Genomic DNA, 18,440 nt, shown 5'->3' with positions numbered 1-18,440 from the left:
TTTTGTGTTCAGTGACTCAGCAGATGAGAATCACTCTTTTTTCTGGCCCCGTGTTTTTTCGATCATTGCCGCCAGTTCGTCGACGGTCACAATTGAGTCTTTGTCCTGGTCTGCCTGGAAGAACAGGGGGAGTTCACGTAGCGGCACTTCGTCACGTTCAAGCTTGCCGTTGGAATTTTTATCGCGCCGCCGTACCAGTTTAAATGCAATGGTTTTGAACTGGTTTTCAGCTTCTGCTGTCTCTTTGGGAATGGCCACGTTGAAATAACCAATCATCATTTCATTCCATGTCTGATCCCCCCAGGATACGTTTTTGTTCGGATCCGGATTAGATAAATTAGTGTCGGAATTGTTATAGTGCGCGACACAGTGAATGTATTCCCCGGTCTTGATGGGAATCGGTTTTTCAACACTGTAAGCAGTCTGCCAGTTGAAATCGAAAGCGGGAACATCAATTAGCGTTTCGCCTGGTTGATCGGGAGTTTTGCGAAGTTCATAGCGGAACGCTTTTCCTCGGAGATGCATGTGTGGCATAAAGCTCAGGATCACTGCATCACGATCACTGGGGGGAGAAGTCGCTTCAATTTTGAAATTATCATCATTGGCATCAATTGAGAAGCGACGACGAACGAAATCTTCGTTGATCACTTGAGCGGTTACCACCTGGTGTGTCACCTTGGATTCGTCAGTAAATACCAGTCCGACTTTGCTGCGGTCCTGTTGTTCGATACCGATGGGTGTGTAATGCATCTGAAATACCAGCTTGGAACCCGCGGGTACTTTTTTAGCCATGCCTTCCGGCAGCATGACTTCGCGTGAACCGGGAACATAGCCGACCAGGAACTGATCTCCTTCGCCGAATACACGAACCCGTTTTCCCTGCGGGGGACGGGCAAAGACCAGAATATGATGCACGACAGCCCGATTGCCTGGCAGAGCTTCGGCTCCTCTCAGCCATTTATCTTCTGTAAAACCAGGATCGACAGTGAAATACTGATATTTAACACCCCGTTTCCCAGCCTGCGCTGGAACATTGAATGCTTTATCATCCATGTAAAATACAGCATCCGGTTTTTGAGGCAACTTCCAGCCCGTGACGAAAGTCTGTTGTTTCGGTAGATCTTCAGGATCGCCTTGGGGCGCCCCATTTTCGACCCAGGTATAGATAAGTTCTTTTTCTTCTTTACTTAAGCTGCGATCATTGGCGAATTTTCCATGTTTCGGATCTGCGTGCCAGGGTGGCATACGCTGATCGCGAACCACTTCCGCTATGGTTTCTGCCCAGCCGGCCACTTCTTCATATTCATTTAATGCAAAGGGGGCGATTTCTCCTACACGATGACATTCCACACAATGTTTCTGAAACAGGCGAGATATCTGGTTGGAGTAGGTCACTTTGCTGTCGAGATCTGGCTCCCGGATGCGGCCGATAAAACAGCCCACCGGTTTTGTTGAGGGCTGACTGACCGGTTTTCCGGCGATTAATTCTGTCAGGGCCACTTTCAGATCTTCCCGCTGGGGTTCATCACGGAGATAGCCCACCCCATACTGATCATCAACGCGACCGTGATAGCGGATCTTTCGCTCCTGATCGAGGACAATGATTTCCGGAGTGCGCTGGGCACCGATCTGATCGGCGACATGGTTGCCGACATCTTTCAGTACGGGAAAATTGATTTCATGTTTCCGTGCATAAGCAGCGATTTCAGTCAGGGAATCCTGCTGATTGGACATGATAGCAAAAAATGCGACTCCCTGGCTGGAGAACTCATCGGCCAGTTTCTGTAGACGCCCCCCATACAGCTTAGCCAGGGGACATTCCGTTCCCAGAAAAGCGATCACAACCAGTTTTGGCTCTCGTTGATCGTCCAGTTGAATGGATTTGCCACGAAAATCCTGAAGTGTGAAGTTCTTAACCTGTTTACCAAGCAGAACATCTTTTGATTCAGCCGAGGCTGTTGCTGCAAACAGGCAGCAGGCCAGCATTCCTGTGATTAGATAATAGAAGCTTCGCATTCGACCTTGAACTCCCCTCTCAACTCATATTTAATGATGGGCGCAACTTGAGTTTCGAAAACTGTGACTATCATCTAACCCAAACGGGAATTGATAGTAACGTGAATTAACGCTGTTTCATCCAATTTTCATAGAGCCGATGAGCAATCTGTTTTTGAATGGCTCTGTTGGTAATTACCCTGCCTGAGGTGAATCTGTTTCAGAATTCAGGGAAAGATTTGATTTTAATTATTATACAAGTGACCAGAAGCAAGGTAAATATCAGTGATCGTAGGATTGGGAACAGACATTGTCGAGATCTCGCGAATTGGTCAGATGATCGAACGTCATGGCGAAACGTTTCTCAATCGTGTTTATACGGAGAACGAAAACACGTATTGTGGCTCAAAAAAAAATAAAGAGCAGCATTATGCGGGTCGCTGGGCCGCCAAAGAAGCTGTTATGAAGACATTGGGAACCGGCTTCATCAAAGGGATCGGCTGGAAAGAAATTGAAGTCGTTAATTTACAGAGCGGTAAGCCGACAATCGTCATTTCCGGGGGAGTGGAGCGCCACGCTGGCGAAATGGGCATCAGTGAGATTCTGATTACGATCTCCCACAGCCGGGAATTTGCCACAGCCACTGCAATTGCGTTAGGTCAGTCAAAGTAATTCGCAACTTGCTGGGCTCTGCGAATCAGGTCTCTTTCAGGTCCAGAATCTTTTCAATGACGGGCAGTTGGTGATGAGTCAAATGATCTACCAGTGTGGTCGGCGTGGGATCGGCAATGATCAGATCGCGGTATTTTGGTTTGATAAATTCTGTTTCAATACAGTGGTCGACCAAATTCAGCAGGGGATCATAAAAACCGGACGTATTCAGCAGTCCTACCGGTTTTCTATAAATTCCAAGTTGTAACCAGGAGACAACTTCGAAAAGTTCTTCAAGCGTGCCGAACCCGCCAGGCATCGCAATGAATGCATCACACAGTTCTGACATCATCGCTTTACGCGTATGCATATTATCTACAATGTGCATACGCTCAACGCGGGGATGGATCAGTTCTTTCATTGCCAGTTGTTGTGGTATGACACCGATCACCTCGCCACCAGCATCCAGAACAGCGTCCGCGATGATCCCCATCAAGCCAACGCTGCCACCGCCATAAACCAGTGAAATTTTGCGTTCGGCCATCAGGCGTCCGAGTTCAATTGCAGATTGCTGGTACTGCGTATCATTTCCCGATTTGGAACCACAGAAGACGCAGATACTTTTGAGTGTGCTCATGCTCCCGTTCCGTCGGCTGCCTGATCATTCTCTGAAGTATTTTCATCTGATTCCTGATCGTCGGTTTTTCCTTCCGGTGCATACCCTTTATAGGTACCCGGTTTGATCTGTGGGCCACGCTGATGCTCTTTGAGAATGGCCTGTAACTGTTCCATATCCATGACTTCTACTTCCAGCAGGTCTCTCGTCAGGTGCTCCAGCAGTTCGCGTCTTTCGTCGAGGACCTCATAGGCAATCTTAGAGCATTGATCGATAATTCTCCTGATTTCCAAGTCAATTTCACGCAGAGTATTTTCACTGTGCACGCTTTCCACGCCTGCCTGAGAATCGCCAAGGAACGGAGACCGCCTGGTTTCGCTGTAATGGACACGGCCCAGTTTGGGGCTCATCCCGAACTCGGTGACCATGCGACGGGCCAGGTCGGTAGCACGCTGCAGGTCATTCTGGGCGCCGGTAGAGGTTTCCTGATATATGATTTCTTCAGCGGCGATCCCTCCGAGCAGGACGCAGATACGGTTTTCCAGTTCACTTTGCGTGACCAGTTGTTTTTCTTCTTCCGGACGCTGCAGCGTGTAACCAAGTGCACCAAGTCCGCGGGGAACGATGGAAATTTTATGAACCGGGTCGACATTCGGGAGTGAGCACGCCACCAGTGCGTGACCACATTCGTGATATGCGACGCGGCTTTTTTCGTCTTCATGGATCAGTCGCGTTGATTTTTCCAGTCCAGCCACGACGCGTTCGACGCCTTCTTCGCATTCGTGCATGGTGACCGCATTTTTGTTATTTCGCGCTGCGAGCAGGGCGGCTTCGTTGATCAGATTGGCCAGGTCGGCACCGACGAAACCGGGAGTAATTTTCGCAATGTGCTGCAAATTGACAGAGTCATCCATTTTGATTTTTGCGCTGTGAACTTTGAGAATCGCTTCCCGTCCCCGTACATCGGGGCGGTCCACGAGCACATGCCTGTCAAACCGGCCGGGACGCATCAGCGCGGGGTCGAGCGTTTCCGGGCGGTTGGTGGCACCCATGACGATGACGCTCTGATCAGAGCCAAAACCATCCATTTCAACCAGCAATGCGTTCAGGGTCTGTTCGCGCTCATCGTGTCCACCAGGCATCCCGCTGCCACGTGTTTTTCCAAGTGCATCCAACTCATCAATGAAAATGATTGCCGGTGACCGTTGTGCTGCCTGTTGGAACATATCCCTGACACGCGCGGCTCCCACGCCGACAAACATTTCGACGAAATCAGATCCTGAGAGTCCATAAAAGGGTACTCCCGCTTCGCCGGCGACCGCTTTGGCAAGCATCGTTTTCCCTGTACCGGGAGGGCCGACTAGTAGAACACCTTTGGGGATGCGTCCGCCCAATGCCTGGTATTTTGCCGGTGTTCTGAGGAATTCGACGACTTCGCGGAGTTCTTCGACGGCTTCATCAATCCCGGCGACATCATTGAATGTGACCTCAATATCTTCCTGGGCATACATGCGACCGCGACTGCGACCGAATGACATCGGGGAACCGGCGCCACCCATACGACGGAAGAGGTAGATCACAAAAATCAACAAGACAATGGGAAAGAACAGGACGGCAATTAACGATTCCCATTCGGAAGGGCGGCTTTCAGAATCGACGACGATATCTTTGCTTTCCAGCTTGGATTGCAATTGGGCTCGTTTTTCCGACGCAATACCCCAGACCGGGATGTAATAATTCTTGGTGGTGTCGGCCAGAGTCCCTTTTTCAGATCCTTCCTGTTTGGGCTGATCCTGGAATACGATGTAATCTGTGCCGAACTTAAGTTCGTGGACGTTGGTTTTGGTGTATTTACCATCATCCAGTCCTTTGACAAATTCACCAAATTTGAGTTTCTCTCCCCGTTTATTGTTCGAGACAATTGAGAGTGTGATGACCAGGATCAATCCACCGACGACGAGATACCAGAGTGCATTACTTTTGGGGCCTTTGGGGTCGGGACGTTTGCCATCCCCTTTGGGAGAACGTTCAGGAGGGGAGGGAAGATCTTTGCGGTTTGGATCCGGGTTAGCCATGGAGATTTATCTTTTTTACAAGCGTGCGTATTACTGAAGTCCGGTCATTGAAACGCACGGAACATAAGGTCAGTTGGTTAAGCCCTCAGTGAGAGATCATTTCAGAGCAGAAGGGATCTTAACACAGAATGCATCTTATCTTTAAGGCTAATGTATGCCGTTTCAGCAGAGGGGTCAATCAAACGTATTCCGAGAAATACGGGTTCTTGGTTGAAACGCTGGTGAAAAGGCTCTTTTGCGGAGTGAATGCCCCTTGCCATGTTTAATTATTACGCCTAAAATGCGGATTCGTTGGTGGTTAGGACAAAAAAACAGTACTAGGGAATGTCTTTTTTCCGCTCTCCTCAAGAATCAATACAACAGTCAATTATACCGACTGCGGATGAAAAAACAGGGTCGAATGAAGCGAATAGCCGTTCTCGGGTCTACGGGTTCGATTGGTACCAGTACTCTCGATGTGATCGCCGCCCATCCACAGGAAATGGAGTTGACTGCGATTACAGCACATAACAGCTGGAAACAGCTGGCTGAACAGACACAGCAGTTTCAACCTCGCTGGGCTGTGTTGAGCAATTCACAGCTGGAGTCAACCGTTTCTCGCAGCAGCTTTGCTGCGGATACTGAAGTTCTGTTTGGCCACGATCAAATTGAACGTGTGGCTTCATCTGTGGACGTCGATATCGTCATTTGTGGGATTGTGGGAGCAGCGGGCCTGAAAGGGGCCTGGGCGGCGGTTGAAGCAGGAAAAACCGTTGGAATTGCCAATAAAGAGACATTGGTCGTAGCCGGGCCACTAATTATGGATCTCGCTGCGCAAAATAACGCGACACTGCTCCCGGTGGACAGTGAACATAATGCAATTTTCCAGGCATTGCAGGCGGGAAGAGATCAGGAAGTCAAAAAGATTATTCTCACTGCGAGTGGCGGTCCTTTTCGTGGTTTCAGTCAGTCTGAGCTGAAAAACGTGACACCAGAAAAGGCATTGGCTCACCCTACCTGGGATATGGGGCCCAAAATCACGATCGATTCAGCGACGATGATGAATAAGGCTTTGGAGATTATCGAAGCAAAATGGTTATTCAACCTGACTTCCGATCAGATCTCTGTCGTCGTACACCCCCAGTCCATTGTGCATTCGATGGTGGAATTTGTGGATGGTTCGGTCATCGCGCAGCTCTCGCCACCCGATATGAGGCTTCCCATTCAGTACGCACTTACGTATCCTGATAGGAAAACGGGCCTGAATACTCCGATGGACTGGAGCCGGTCATTTGAGCTAACCTTTGAACCACCCGATCTGGAAGCGTTCCCCGCGTTAAGACTTGGATACGAAGTCGCAGAGCAGGGGGGGACATGCGGAGCGGTATTAAACGCAGCCAATGAAGCTGCTGTAGAACGATTTTTGTCGGGTGAATTGCGTTTCTGCGATATCGCGACTTCCTGTCAACAAGTATTAGAATCACATCAATTCGATCCCAATCCGAGTCTGGAAGAACTGTTTCTACTGGATGACTGGGCTCGCAAGGAGATAAAAAAGTGGAAGTAGTGCTGACCAGTTTATTGTTAGGGACTCTTACCGGAAAAATCGCCAATATTGCCATGGTGGCCCTCGGGCTGGGTCTGGTAATTTTTTTCCACGAGCTGGGGCATTTCGCTGTCGCCAAATGGTGTAATGTGAAAGTGGAGCGATTCAGTATCGGCTTTGGCCCGATCATCTACAGTTTCAAATATGGTGAGACGGAGTACGCGCTGTCAATCATTCCGTTCGGTGGTTATGTGAAAATGCTGGGGCAGGACGATGTCGATCCCAGCCAGCTGAGCAGTGAAGAAATTGCCCTCGATCCCCGCTCCTATTCGGCCAAACCCGTTTATCAGAGAATGGGAATTATTTCTGCGGGTGTGATCATGAATATCATTACCGGCATGCTGTTCTTTGCTTTTGCCTTTCGACTGGGAGTTGCATCGACGCCTTGTATTGTTGGGACGGCAGTGCCGGGAATGCCTGCATGGGAGTCGGGTATTCAGCCTGGTGATGTGATTCACAAAATCAATGGTAACGAGACGACATCCTTTATGGACATCATTCGCAGTTCTGCCTTCAGTGATGGAGATATCACGATGGAAGGAACGCATCTGAACGGCGAAAAATTCGAAGTCAAAGTCACACCAGATCAGACAGGTACCCGGCCACAAATTGGCCTGCTGCCGGCACAGAGTCTACAGATTCCCGTTTATCAGGATTCCAATGAGCGGATCACCAGTAAAGGGACTGCAGCAGCCAAAGCTGACCCTCCTTTTTTGCAGGGTGATACGATCAAAACGATCGATGGTGAAACAATTGAGAATTACGCACAACTGCAGCGGACCTATGCAGCAAAAAGCAGTGAGACTTTAAAAACAGGCGTTGTCCGCGAAGGGACACCCGACACTGAGATTGTAGAAATCGAAGTGCTGAACAATCCATTTCGAACTTTGGGACTCTGGATGGAGATTGGTCCGATTGAATCCATTCAGAAAGGGTCTCCTGCAGATCGAGCAGGATTAAAAGTTGGTGATAAGATTACTCATATTGATGGTCAGGATGTAGGAAAGGCTTTGAATCCTCTGCGACTGCCCAACTATTTTTCAGGTCGTGCCGGCGAAACCATTCCGATTGTCGTTAACCGCGAGCAGGATGGTGCACAGCCGACTGAGGTCAATCTGAATGTTGTTCCACTCGACAATCCTGCCTGGCTGGAACATCCCGTTTTTTCCAATACTCCACTGGCAGTTGGTTCATTGGGAGTTGCCTTTCATCTGATTCCGACGGTACTCAAGGTGGAAGAAGGGAGCCCGGCAGAAAAAGCAGGGATTAAACCGAACGCTTTGGTCAAGAAGATTAAAATTCTCTATCCGGAAAATGAGACTGCGGCCGACTGGGCTCCGATTCCAGAGGTCACCTATGAATTCGATGATAAAAACAAGAACTGGGCAAATGCGTTCTGGGAGATGCAGGTTCGCCCCGGCTGGCCTGTGGAGCTGACATTCAGTCAGAATGGTAAAATTGTCGAGAAAAAAATCAATCCCTGGGTCAACCCGAAACAGAAACCAGGCGAGCAATGGTCTCTGCCAGTTCGCGGCATCCGCTTGCAGTCACTGCGGGAGATTCAGAAGGCTGACAGTATGGGCCAGGCTTTGGAAATGGGAGTGCAGTACACAACGAATTCTGCGAAAGACATCTATCTGACTCTGAGGAGTCTGGTTACCGGTCGTGTCTCCCCTATGGAATTGAGCGGACCCGTCACGATTGCCAAAGTTGCCTACGAAGTGGCCCATGATGGATATGCCCAACTGCTGTTGTTTCTGGGGTTTCTGAGTGTGAACCTCGCTGTTTTGAACTTCCTGCCGATTCCCGTTCTGGATGGTGGGCATATGGTGTTCCTCTGCTGGGAAGGCATCACCCGCAAGCGACCCAACGAAAAAGTTCTGACAGCTGCTACTTATGTCGGGATGATCTTTGTACTGGGGCTGATGATCTTTGTGCTGTATCTGGATATTTTCCTGCGGGCACTATCTTAATTTCATTTCCTGAGTGACTTCCAAAAATGATTGGGATCGTACTATAGATCTGTTAAACTGAGGACAGCTCCTGATGTTAACGAGATGTCTGGAGTTAAAGATCCCTGTCGCATTTTGGGAGCACATCGGAGAACCATTATATGACTGCAGGTCAATCCCCTCGTGGTTCAGGAGATCAGGCAGCGGCCTGGCTGGCGACGGTATTTACGCTCACCGGCGGATTATTTGCGTGCATCTTCGTCGTCGTTACCAGTGGCGAACCACCGGGCAGGCCCATGATGGTCGCCATTGGTGTCATAACTGTATTGCTGTTAACTCTCTGGCTGCTGCGTGATAAACCCCCGGAATTCCAGCAGGAGAAACTCAAGCTATGGCACTTCTGGAAGAAGCAGGAAGCAGATCCCTACGAGTATAAGCCCCGTCCCCGAAAAAAATCGAGCAACACCAATTATGGTACAAATCAGCCACCTACTCTGGAATCAATCCGGGATGCGACTGATGAGCAACGGACCTGGGTTCCCTCGATTCGGAATATCAAAGAAAATTCAGAGGGATCCCAGTCTGATCGTACTGAATAATCAATCGACAATTGAGGAGAGCCTATCGATACCGGGAGAACAGGCCACGACGACGTGCCTGCCGCGATGGATCTGCATTTGAGCTGTTGTTCTGCTTGTACTGTGGCTGCTGATTGTACTGTGCCGCATTTTGCTGCTGCAGAAATCGCTTTGAATATCCGATGATCTGATCCGATGGTTCTGGCTTCTCAAAATCTTTATGCTTAGCCAGCTCTTCCAGATATTTCGCGTAGTCAGGTCGAGTCCGTTCACGGTAAATGACCAGTGAGTCAATTGCATGATACATGCCACCCGGTTCCAATGGTTGACTTTTATATTCAATAAGGTCGGTCGCGATGCGATACACAGCACTGCGAACCCACTGCTCATCCAGGCGATTCTGAGGCAAGGCTTCCATGATGAATTCCAGTGTATGGCCGGTCGTTGAGACACGCTTATTCACATCACTGGCATACTCAGGGCCTTCAAAATATTTTGAAGAAAACGAGCCATCCCGGTTCTGCATCGAACGAGCGTATTCAGCGTATTGACGAACCCGCATGCTGGCTTCCAGCCAGGTTCCCCGCAGTTGTTTCTGGTCTTTGAGATAGCAGTTGACGGCACTGGCTGTCGCGAACAGACCGTGAGTTCCCCCACAGGCAGATTTGGTCGGTTCAGACTGCATTTGCGCCCGTACCAGTTTCTCGATACTCCACTCTTCCTGTCGGTCACTCACCCATTCTGTATCCCAGGGGAGATAGCGGGAAAATGCCCACAGTGTCCAGGTGATCTCTTCATTTGTATTTACTTCCGCCTTGGCATTGCTGATCATGTCAGCGATCGAGATCGTTTTTTCGCCTGTTTTGAATTGATGGTCGATTGGAATTCCAGCCATGGCATAGAAGGCAAGGAACTGATTCGGGTGACCTTCAAACGCATAAGGTTCTGTAAAAGGGTGTCCCTTGCCACCATGGGGAGTGGTAATGAACCAGGGGCGTCCACGGAAACTGGGGCCAGTTGAAATCCAGTCGATGGCACGAATGCGTTTGTTATTTTGGTAAAGTGTATATTCCCAGCGTAGCGCGAGAATCCCGTGTGCAATCTGCCAGGGAGTATGCACATTGGTGGAAAGCATTCTGCGGTGTGAGACTTCAATTGCTTCATCTACCAGTTTGTCCAGCGGGTCAATAATTTCTGGAACAGGTGGGGCTTTGGGAGCCTCTGGTTTTTTCATGTCTGGTGAAGACTTGCCGGCGATACCCGGAAATGGTTTGGGTTCCGGGGCAGAGCCTGCTTTTTTTTCCGCGGCATCATCTGCCAGAAGCTCCGGTTTCTGGGCTTCAATGCTGAAGTCAGGTTTGCGGGCGACCAGCGGGGCTTCCATGTCTTCAGGAGTCGTTGTGACCTGTCTGATTCCATTCGAAGTAGCTTTGAGGTCGGGGACCAGTAACTGAGGTCCAGAGGCACCCTGAAGATCACAGGCGATCTGAGTAATCGTGGTGAATACAATTAAAGTTGAACATTTAATCCAAAGGTGGGGTTTCATCCTTGAATTCATTGCTGTGTGCTTTCCAAATCTACAATTTGTATTCTAAACAGGGCTGGAACTATCCGTGAGGCTGGGAAATTCCATGCATACTTCCGGGTGGTATCTCAGTTTGATGTAGGGGAACAATTTCTCTTAACAGCGCTGCTGAAAGTAATACTTTCAACAACCGTTTTAAGTCTGAGGTCAGTGAGAGACTCAGAAATTGTTATCAGTGAGCGTCTTCGGATTTTGATAATAGATTCTATTTGAGAGAGTAAATTCGTATCCGAAGGAGCTATGGTTCGTTTATATTTATATTTGGAGATACATGAATTATCGGTAGATGTAATTCGATCTGTTGACCGGGGATTTAGAGAAAGCGGAATCTCATCCGACTTTGTTAAATTTGGAGTACCAGTTACGTAAGATGGTATATGTATTTTTGTTTTGGATCTAATTATGATGTTTTGAGTTGAATTACTCATTCTCCGATTCCGGTGACTTCGCACGAATTGAACTAGGGGAATTCTGCAAAATTTGGAATTGAATTCTTTTTGAGTAAAGTTAATGGCATCTGCATCTGCCGGTTACAGAACTCGAAAGTGATTCTGTAATAGACGGTATGGTACGTACAGCTGGCAGCGATTCTTAGATCATGAAACAAATGGAACCATAGATAGACCCTGAACCATGCAACTGATGTTAGAGTTTTCCTCAAGTTCGCACTTGTGGGTTCTGGAGGTGTTTACTGCCCTCTGGTGTTTCGTGATGGGTTCTGTGATTGGCAGCTTTTTAAACGTAGTCATTTACCGGATGCCGCTGGGATTAAATATTTCTAAACCCAAGTCCCGCTGTCCAGTCTGCGAGACTCCGATCCAGACACGAGATAATCTTCCGATTCTGGGCTGGCTTCTGTTGCGAGGTAAATGCCGAACCTGTCAAACGCCGATTTCGGTACGATACCCGATCGTCGAGGCGCTGACGGGTTTATTCTTTCTTCTGCTGTATATAATGCTGGTCCATTCTGGAGGACAGTTTTTACCGTACCGGACCCCTAATCGTTTTTCGGGCAGCTATCAGATCCTGGAAGGTCGGACCTGGGATCTGGTCGCCTTGGATGTCTATTACAGTTATCTGTTTATTGTTCTGCTGGCATCAACTTATATCCAATATGACGGCCAGCTTATTCCCCGTCGGCTGTTGATCTGGTGTCTTGTCATCGGTCTCGGGGCAGGTGCATTCATTCCCGCACTACATCCGGTGCCTGCTTTGATTTCTACTCAGCCTGATGTTTCAACTTCGGAAGGACTTCTTAATGAACTTAACTATTACGGAACGCTGCATGCGGGATTCGAATTAGAGACCCTCACGACGCTTGTCTGGGGCCTGTTATATGGGGTCATTGCTGGGGTCCTGTTCTGCTGGCCGGTTCTATTCAAGCCACAGTCAGAAAGTCTGTTTCCGCCACGAACTTCCTGGCTGTTGATTCTGGTGGGAGTCTACCTGGGCTGGCAGCAGGTGGTGACTCTGGGTTTTCTGTCGGCACTCAGTCTGGTTTGTTTTGAGTTGTCTTCACGTGGAAACAGGCAGTTTCTATTGCGATTACCGGCCTCAGCTTTTATCGTATCTATACTTACGTTACTGTTATTATTTGGTAAGTATCTGACAATTCTTCCCTTTCATATGAGTTACCTGAGTTATCTGCTGGTAACAGGTTCCCAGATTGTAGCAATCCCTGTTCTGACGGGAGTGTCACAGTCGATCTATCTTAAACGGATACCTCATACCAAAGCACAGGACCAGATTTCAATTGATGAATCCAGATCTCTCCCATTCTGAACTCGCTTTGCCTGAGATTGTCATGCAGTCGCTGGAAAGTGGGGACTGTATTCAACTGCTGTTATGTAAACCGGTGGAAAAGCAGGTTTCGACGTTAAAAAAAGTGACTTTGAGACCCCTGGTTATCAAAGGGAAACCCCATTATCAGTTTGCCCTCCTGCGAGGCAGACAGGAAGTCCATGAGAATCTACTGCGGGAGGAGAGCTTCCTGCGTATCATGGAACTCTGGTCGGAGCATTTTCTCGAGGGGTATCTTTTTACGCAGCAGGCTGACTATCATTTTCGCAAATCTAAACAGGGCAATATTTCCATGAAGAAACATGCCCCGACAAAAGCACAACAACCGGAAACAGAAGCACATAACCGTCCGAAGCAATATCTGATTCCTGAAGGTGTTCCCTGCAGTTTTCTGGAAGCGATTGGTGTGATGACTCACGCCGGAAAGGTGAAGTCAGCACAATATCGTAAGTTTCGACAGATAAACCGGTATATGGAATTCATTAATGATATTGTGCCGTCACTGTCGGGAAGTGGAGAACTCAATATCGTAGATTTTGGTTGCGGTAAAAGTTATCTCACTTTTGCAACTCATTACTTATTCACTGAAATCCTGAAACGCAGAGTCAACATCACTGGGCTCGATCTAAAGCAGTCTGTTGTAACTCACTGTCAGCAGATCGCTGATGATTTGAAATGTGATGGTCTGGCTTTTAATACAGGCGATATTTCTCGCTTTCAATTTGGGTCTAGAAAATGTGATCTCTCTATTTCATTGCATGCCTGTGATACTGCCACTGATGCAGCGATTGCGGCAGCTGTACTTGCTGAGACGGATGTCATCATGGCTGTTCCCTGTTGTCAGCATGAAATTTTTCAACAGATCAGCAGTATGCCACAGGCCGGTTTACTGAGACATGGAATTCTGAAAGAGAAAACTGCCTCACTGGTGACGGATGCCTTACGGGCGCTGGTACTGGAAATATGCGGTTATCGCACTCAGGTTATCGAATTCATTGAGACGGAGCATACTCCCAAAAACCTGCTGATTCGAGCTGTCAAACGACAGACTCGACTGCCTATGAGAGAATTTCGTGAGTTGATACACCAGTTTCGATCATTAAAGGATCTGTATAGTATCAATACATTTTCTCTGGAGCAGGGATTGGGAGAAGGGTTTCAAAATTTATGCCGGAAGTCTGGACATGCAATGACAGGGATTGATGGATAGGTTCAATGATGCCTGAGGAATCAGTAACAAATCCAAAACGAATTCGAATCCAGTCTGGTGTGCTGCTGCTTGTCTGTATTACACTGGTTTCTGCATTTCTGATTTTCTGGATTCAGAGTCGTCAGGTGGAGCCGTCAGTTTCTAAAACTGGAAAACTGAATGCAGTGCCTGCCGTTGCTGATGTACCATTACAATCAGCGGTTGTGGCAGAAACTGCAGATTTAGAGCCAGGTCCCATTTCAGCTGCCTCTTCAGCGGATCTGGTTCTGACTCAGACTACCAGTCAAAAACCTTTGTTGCCTGACTTGAATACGGTAATGGAAGGTGAGCTGGAATCGACCAGTTGGCAAAACCCGTTTTACAAACTGTTCTGGAAAAGTCAGGGCTGGAAGTTCACAGACGAGGGCATGGAGTCTGCTTCGGATCGAGTTTCGGTGGCGACTTTTAACAGACCTTACCAGAAAATCAGTGTCAGTTTTCGAGTGCAGGTTGAGAAGGAGTTTCCAGACTTCGATCTGCAATTACTGACCAGGAACCCTGAACACCCAGATCAAATTCTTGTTTCCAGTGTGATCCATTTTCAAAATGATGGCGTCAGCATTTCGGAAACCGTTGCGGATACCAGTCAGGAACTGAAGCAGGTCAAGTTAGATCTGACCCGTACAAAATCGGAAGCGGTGCCTGTACGGCTGGTGGGGACCGGGAATCGGTTCGTGGTCAGTATCGGCAGACGACGGGTGCTGACCTGTGCCCAACCTGCACTCCAGTCGGGAAAAGAATGTTTTCTCTGCTTTGTCACAAATCGTGAATGTATCAATCTGACATCACTGCGAATTGAAGGTGAGTGAATCTATGGCAATTCCTGCGGATAAGGGGAAATATGCCGAGTGAAATTAGAGCTGTACATTCAACAAAAACTTGCAATCTGCCGACGCCACTGGTAATCTGAATGAGAGCCTGAAACCGGGTTTAGAATGTGTTCAGTTTAACTGTAGCGTCTCAAGGGCTGTGTGGCCCGAGTGTATTAGATTGGGAGACGCTATCTTAAATGTGATGCACTCTAGAGTCTCTTCTCTTCCAGACGAACGAAATCTACTCGTTTTGAAGATGTTGCAGCAACACTCTGTAACAGACTCAAATAATTAGCGACCTGCCTGCTTCTCCAGCAACCCCGCATTCTGTTTCGTATTCCTGACCAGGAACGAATTTGATTCAGTATCACAGAGACGCGGTTCACCTTAATACTTCGGGTTTTTCCATGCGGAATTTGTTAAGAGATGTGACAGCCGCTGTTTTGATCACCTTAGCCATGGTGCATTCAGGATTGGCAGCGGACAGTGTGGACAAGAAAGTCGACATTGATTTCGAAAAACAGATTCGACCTCTCTTAAAGCAGTATTGTTACGACTGTCATTCCCAGGATGCTGAAGAATCTGGACTGCGTCTGGACTATGGAGCCAACATACTCAAGGGGGGAGACCGCGGACCGTCTGTCGTTCCCGGGAAAAAAGACGAAAGCCCTCTGTTTCAAAGCCTCTCAGGACAACGAAACATTCCTCGGATGCCGCATGACCTGCCTCCTTTGAAACCAGAGGAGATCAATCTGATTGGTGAGTGGATTGAACAGGGAGGCCACATACCAGAGTCTGAATCTGTGCTGAAGCAGACACGTGTCTCATCGGAGCACTGGGCCTTTCAACCTATCCAGCGTACCACCGTTCCCGCTGGCTTGCAGCAGGACTGGATTAAAAACCCGATTGATGTATTTATTCTCAAACAGCTGACACAAAACAAACTGACTCCTTCAGTGGAAGCTGATCGAAGTACATTGATTCGCAGGTTAAGTCTTGACCTAACAGGTCTGCCTCCCACCGTCGAACAACTGCAGGAGTTTTTGTCTGATTCCGAACCGGGGGCTTATGAACGGCTCGTTGATCGATTACTGGCGTCCCCTCATTATGGAGAACGCTGGGCCAGGCACTGGCTGGATGTAGCCCGTTATGCCGATTCAAATGGTTTTACAATCGATGGACCACGTTCGATCTGGAAGTATCGGGACTGGGTGATTAATGCCATCAATGATAACATGCCCTTTGATCAGTTTGTTACAGAACAGTTAGCTGGAGATTTGCTACCCCAGCCTACCACCGAGCAGTTAATCGCGACCGGCTTTCATCGAAATACCCTGATCAACCAGGAAGGAGGCACGAACCCCGAGCAGTTCCGTGTGGAAGCCGTTGTGGACAGGGTGAATACAACAGGAGCCGCCTTTCTGGGGCTGACCGTTGGTTGTGCTCAATGTCATAAACATAAGTACGATCCCTTGACGCAGCGTGATTTTTATCAACTGTATGCCATTTTCAATAGTACGGCTGATATTAACAGTGCACCTCCCACCTTATCACTGCCGACCACTGAGCAAAAAACAAGGCAGACTGAACTCCAACAGCAAATAGCTGCGGTTGCGAAGCAATTGACGGAGCAGGAAAAGAAGCTTGCTCCTGAATTCGAATCATGGAAAGCGTCGATTCAACAGATTTTAAAAGATTCAGAAAAACAATGGACTGTACTTAAAGCTCAAAACGTGATTTCAGAAAATGGAGCGACCATTTCAATTCTGGACGACCAGTCTTTATTGGTCGGTGGGAAAATTCCCAACAATGATGTCTACCATGTCGAAGCCGAAAGTATTCCGCCAGGGACGAAAGGGCTGAGGCTGGAAGTCCTCACACATGAGAGCCTTCCCAAAAGGGGACCCGGCTGGGCCGGCAATGGAAACTTTGTGCTGGATGAAGTCATCGTTGAAGTGGCGAACAAAATCGGGGATCGCTGGACAGATTTTAAACCAGTGAAACTGGTTGAGGCGATTGCAGATCATTCACAGAATAAATTTCCGGCGCAAAATCTCATAGACAGTGATCTGAAAACCGGATGGGCCATCAATGTGACTAAGGGCAATATGAATGTGAATCGCCGGGTCCTGTTTACATTGAAAACACCTTTACGGCACGCTGACCCGATGAAGTTGCGGGTGAGCTTATCACAGACGCGCAATGCGAAATACAATGTAGGGCGTTTTCGACTCTCAACGACAATAAATGATCCCAGCCTATTTAATGTCGATCCTGCCGTGCTTGCCATTTTGAAGTTACCTGAAGAAAAATGGGATGCAAAACAGAAGACTACAATTAAACAGGCCTTTCATAAGTCAGACTCTCAGTGGACTGAATTGAATCAGCGGCTGACGAAACAAAAAACAGAGCAGGCCAGACTCAATAAAGCCATCGTCACAACAATGGTCATGAAGGAACTGCCGAAGCCACGCGAAACATTTATCCTGCTACGTGGAAATTTTCTGGCACCCGGGGCACCGGTCAGCCCGAATGTTCCTGCGGTATTGCCGTCTTTACCTGAAGAGGTAGAAAATCCGACACGCCTGGATTTTGCCCGCTGGCTCACCAGTCCGGAACAGCCTCTGACTGCACGTGTCACAGTGAACCGCTACTGGCAACGTTTTTTCGGCAGGGGCATTGTGGAGACCGAGAATGATTTTGGTACCCAGGGTACACCGCCAACTCATCCGCAACTGTTAGACTGGCTGGCGTCAGAATTCATGCGTCTGAACTGGGATGTAAAGCAACTGCATAAGCTGATCGTCACTTCCGCTACGTATCGACAGGCCTCCAACTTCAGGCTGGAATACCAGGAGCAGGATCCCCGCAATCTGCTTCTCTCACGGCAGAATCGCTATCGTATTGAAGCCGAGTCTATTCGCGATCTGTTTCTGGCCAGTAGTGGATTACTGACGCGAACCATCGGTGGTCCGAGTGTTTATCCTCCTCAACCAGAGGGGATCTATGTTTTGACTCAGAATAAGAAAAGCTGGCCTGAAGAGCAGGGGGCGAATCGTTTTCGCCGAGGCATGTATACTTATTTCTGGCGTTCGAGTCCTTATCCGATGCTGCCGACCTTCGATGCACCTAACAGTAATACTACGTGTACCCGCCGCGTTCGTTCAAATACACCGTTGCAGGCTTTAACGCTGGCGAATGACCAATCCCTGTTTGAACTGATTCAGGGTTTCGCACTCCGGATTCTGCAGGAAGGCCCTGATTATGATGAGGGTCGATTGAGTCAGGCTTTTCAAATCTGTCTGTCCCGGACACCGGCAGATCACGAATTGGAAGTATTGACACAGTATCTGAATGAACAGAGGAAGTGGTTTAAAAAATCACCACAACAGGCAAAGCAGGTTGCTGCCAGCGATTTGCCCCAAGAGATCGAAGTATCAGAAGCTGCCAGCTGGACTGCTGTCGCACGTGTGTTGATGAACCTGGATGAATTCATCACACGGGAATGACATCTTCTTCCCAATGAATGTCATATACTTCAA

12 protein-coding genes are annotated in these 18,440 nt (G+C 48.4%); 8 read left to right on the top strand and 4 right to left on the bottom strand.

All coding sequences use genetic code 11. The features are described from left to right. Nucleotides 1-30 precede the first annotated feature (30 nt). Nucleotides 31-2,016 carry a redoxin domain-containing protein gene (locus tag ACN0YH_RS18085; RefSeq protein ID WP_417380984.1) on the bottom strand — a complete coding sequence of 662 codons (1,986 nt, stop codon included), beginning with the start codon at nucleotides 2,014-2,016 and terminating at the stop codon, nucleotides 31-33. A 264-nt stretch (nucleotides 2,017-2,280) separates the two neighbouring features. Here ACN0YH_RS18085 and acpS point away from each other — a divergent pair, with 264 nt between their 5' ends. Next, complete coding sequence (acpS, locus tag ACN0YH_RS18080) at nucleotides 2,281-2,667, top strand: holo-ACP synthase (protein WP_417380983.1); 387 nt, start codon at nucleotides 2,281-2,283, stop codon at nucleotides 2,665-2,667. A 25-nt stretch (nucleotides 2,668-2,692) separates the two neighbouring features. Here the strand turns inward: acpS and ACN0YH_RS18075 are convergent, their stop codons facing one another. Together ACN0YH_RS18075 and ftsH are read right to left on the bottom strand one after the other, a co-directional pair. After that, nucleotides 2,693-3,283 (bottom strand): TIGR00730 family Rossman fold protein, encoded by a 591-nt coding sequence (locus ACN0YH_RS18075; RefSeq protein ID WP_417380982.1) that lies wholly within the window; start codon nucleotides 3,281-3,283, stop codon nucleotides 2,693-2,695. Continuing rightward, nucleotides 3,280-5,337 carry an ATP-dependent zinc metalloprotease FtsH gene (gene ftsH / locus ACN0YH_RS18070; protein WP_417380981.1) on the bottom strand — a complete coding sequence of 686 codons (2,058 nt, stop codon included), beginning with the start codon at nucleotides 5,335-5,337 and terminating at the stop codon, nucleotides 3,280-3,282. Before ftsH ends, ACN0YH_RS18075 begins: the two co-directional genes overlap by 4 nt. Before the next feature lie 400 nt (nucleotides 5,338-5,737). Between ftsH and ACN0YH_RS18065 the strand changes: the two genes are divergently transcribed. The 3 genes from ACN0YH_RS18065 (at nucleotide 5,738) to ACN0YH_RS18055 (ending at nucleotide 9,473) form a co-directional block, all read left to right on the top strand. Further along, entirely contained in the window at nucleotides 5,738-6,883 is a 1,146-nt protein-coding gene (locus ACN0YH_RS18065) for a 1-deoxy-D-xylulose-5-phosphate reductoisomerase (protein WP_417380980.1), read from the top strand. Then, a complete protein-coding gene (locus ACN0YH_RS18060) occupies nucleotides 6,874-8,895 on the top strand; it encodes a site-2 protease family protein (protein ID WP_417380979.1) in 2,022 nt (673 codons plus the stop codon). Before ACN0YH_RS18065 ends, ACN0YH_RS18060 begins: the two co-directional genes overlap by 10 nt. A 140-nt stretch (nucleotides 8,896-9,035) precedes the next feature. Next, nucleotides 9,036-9,473: a hypothetical protein gene (locus ACN0YH_RS18055; RefSeq protein ID WP_417380978.1), complete on the top strand. Its 438-nt coding sequence runs from the start codon at nucleotides 9,036-9,038 to the stop codon at nucleotides 9,471-9,473. Nucleotides 9,474-9,495: 22 nt separating this feature from the next. On the opposite strand, the gene ACN0YH_RS18050 is transcribed toward ACN0YH_RS18055, so the two are convergent. Continuing rightward, nucleotides 9,496-10,998: a hypothetical protein gene (locus ACN0YH_RS18050; RefSeq protein WP_417380977.1), complete on the bottom strand. Its 1,503-nt coding sequence runs from the start codon at nucleotides 10,996-10,998 to the stop codon at nucleotides 9,496-9,498. Between the two features lie 750 nt (nucleotides 10,999-11,748). Between ACN0YH_RS18050 and ACN0YH_RS18045 the strand changes: the two genes are divergently transcribed. The 4 genes from ACN0YH_RS18045 to ACN0YH_RS18030 all read left to right on the top strand — a co-directional run bounded on the left by ACN0YH_RS18045 (nucleotide 11,749) and on the right by ACN0YH_RS18030 (nucleotide 18,407). After that, nucleotides 11,749-12,819: a prepilin peptidase gene (locus ACN0YH_RS18045; RefSeq protein ID WP_417380976.1), complete on the top strand. Its 1,071-nt coding sequence runs from the start codon at nucleotides 11,749-11,751 to the stop codon at nucleotides 12,817-12,819. Further along, nucleotides 12,794-14,047: a class I SAM-dependent methyltransferase gene (locus ACN0YH_RS18040; RefSeq protein WP_417380975.1), complete on the top strand. Its 1,254-nt coding sequence runs from the start codon at nucleotides 12,794-12,796 to the stop codon at nucleotides 14,045-14,047. The genes ACN0YH_RS18045 and ACN0YH_RS18040 overlap by 26 nt, the downstream gene beginning before the upstream one ends. A 5-nt stretch (nucleotides 14,048-14,052) precedes the next feature. After that, the gene (locus ACN0YH_RS18035; RefSeq protein WP_417380974.1) at nucleotides 14,053-14,895 is read left to right on the top strand and encodes a hypothetical protein; all 843 of its coding nucleotides are present in this window, start codon (nucleotides 14,053-14,055) and stop codon (nucleotides 14,893-14,895) included. Nucleotides 14,896-15,305: 410 nt separating this feature from the next. After that, nucleotides 15,306-18,407, top strand: a complete 3,102-nt coding sequence (locus ACN0YH_RS18030; RefSeq protein WP_417380973.1) for a PSD1 and planctomycete cytochrome C domain-containing protein — start codon at nucleotides 15,306-15,308, stop codon at nucleotides 18,405-18,407. The last annotated feature ends 33 nt before the right edge of the window (nucleotides 18,408-18,440 follow it).

Origin of the sequence: Gimesia sp., from assembly GCF_048262075.1 — a bacterium.
Lineage (GTDB): Bacteria > Planctomycetota > Planctomycetia > Planctomycetales > Planctomycetaceae > Gimesia.
Note: the sequence above shows the minus strand (reverse complement) of the source record. Positions and strands in the feature narration are given on the sequence as shown.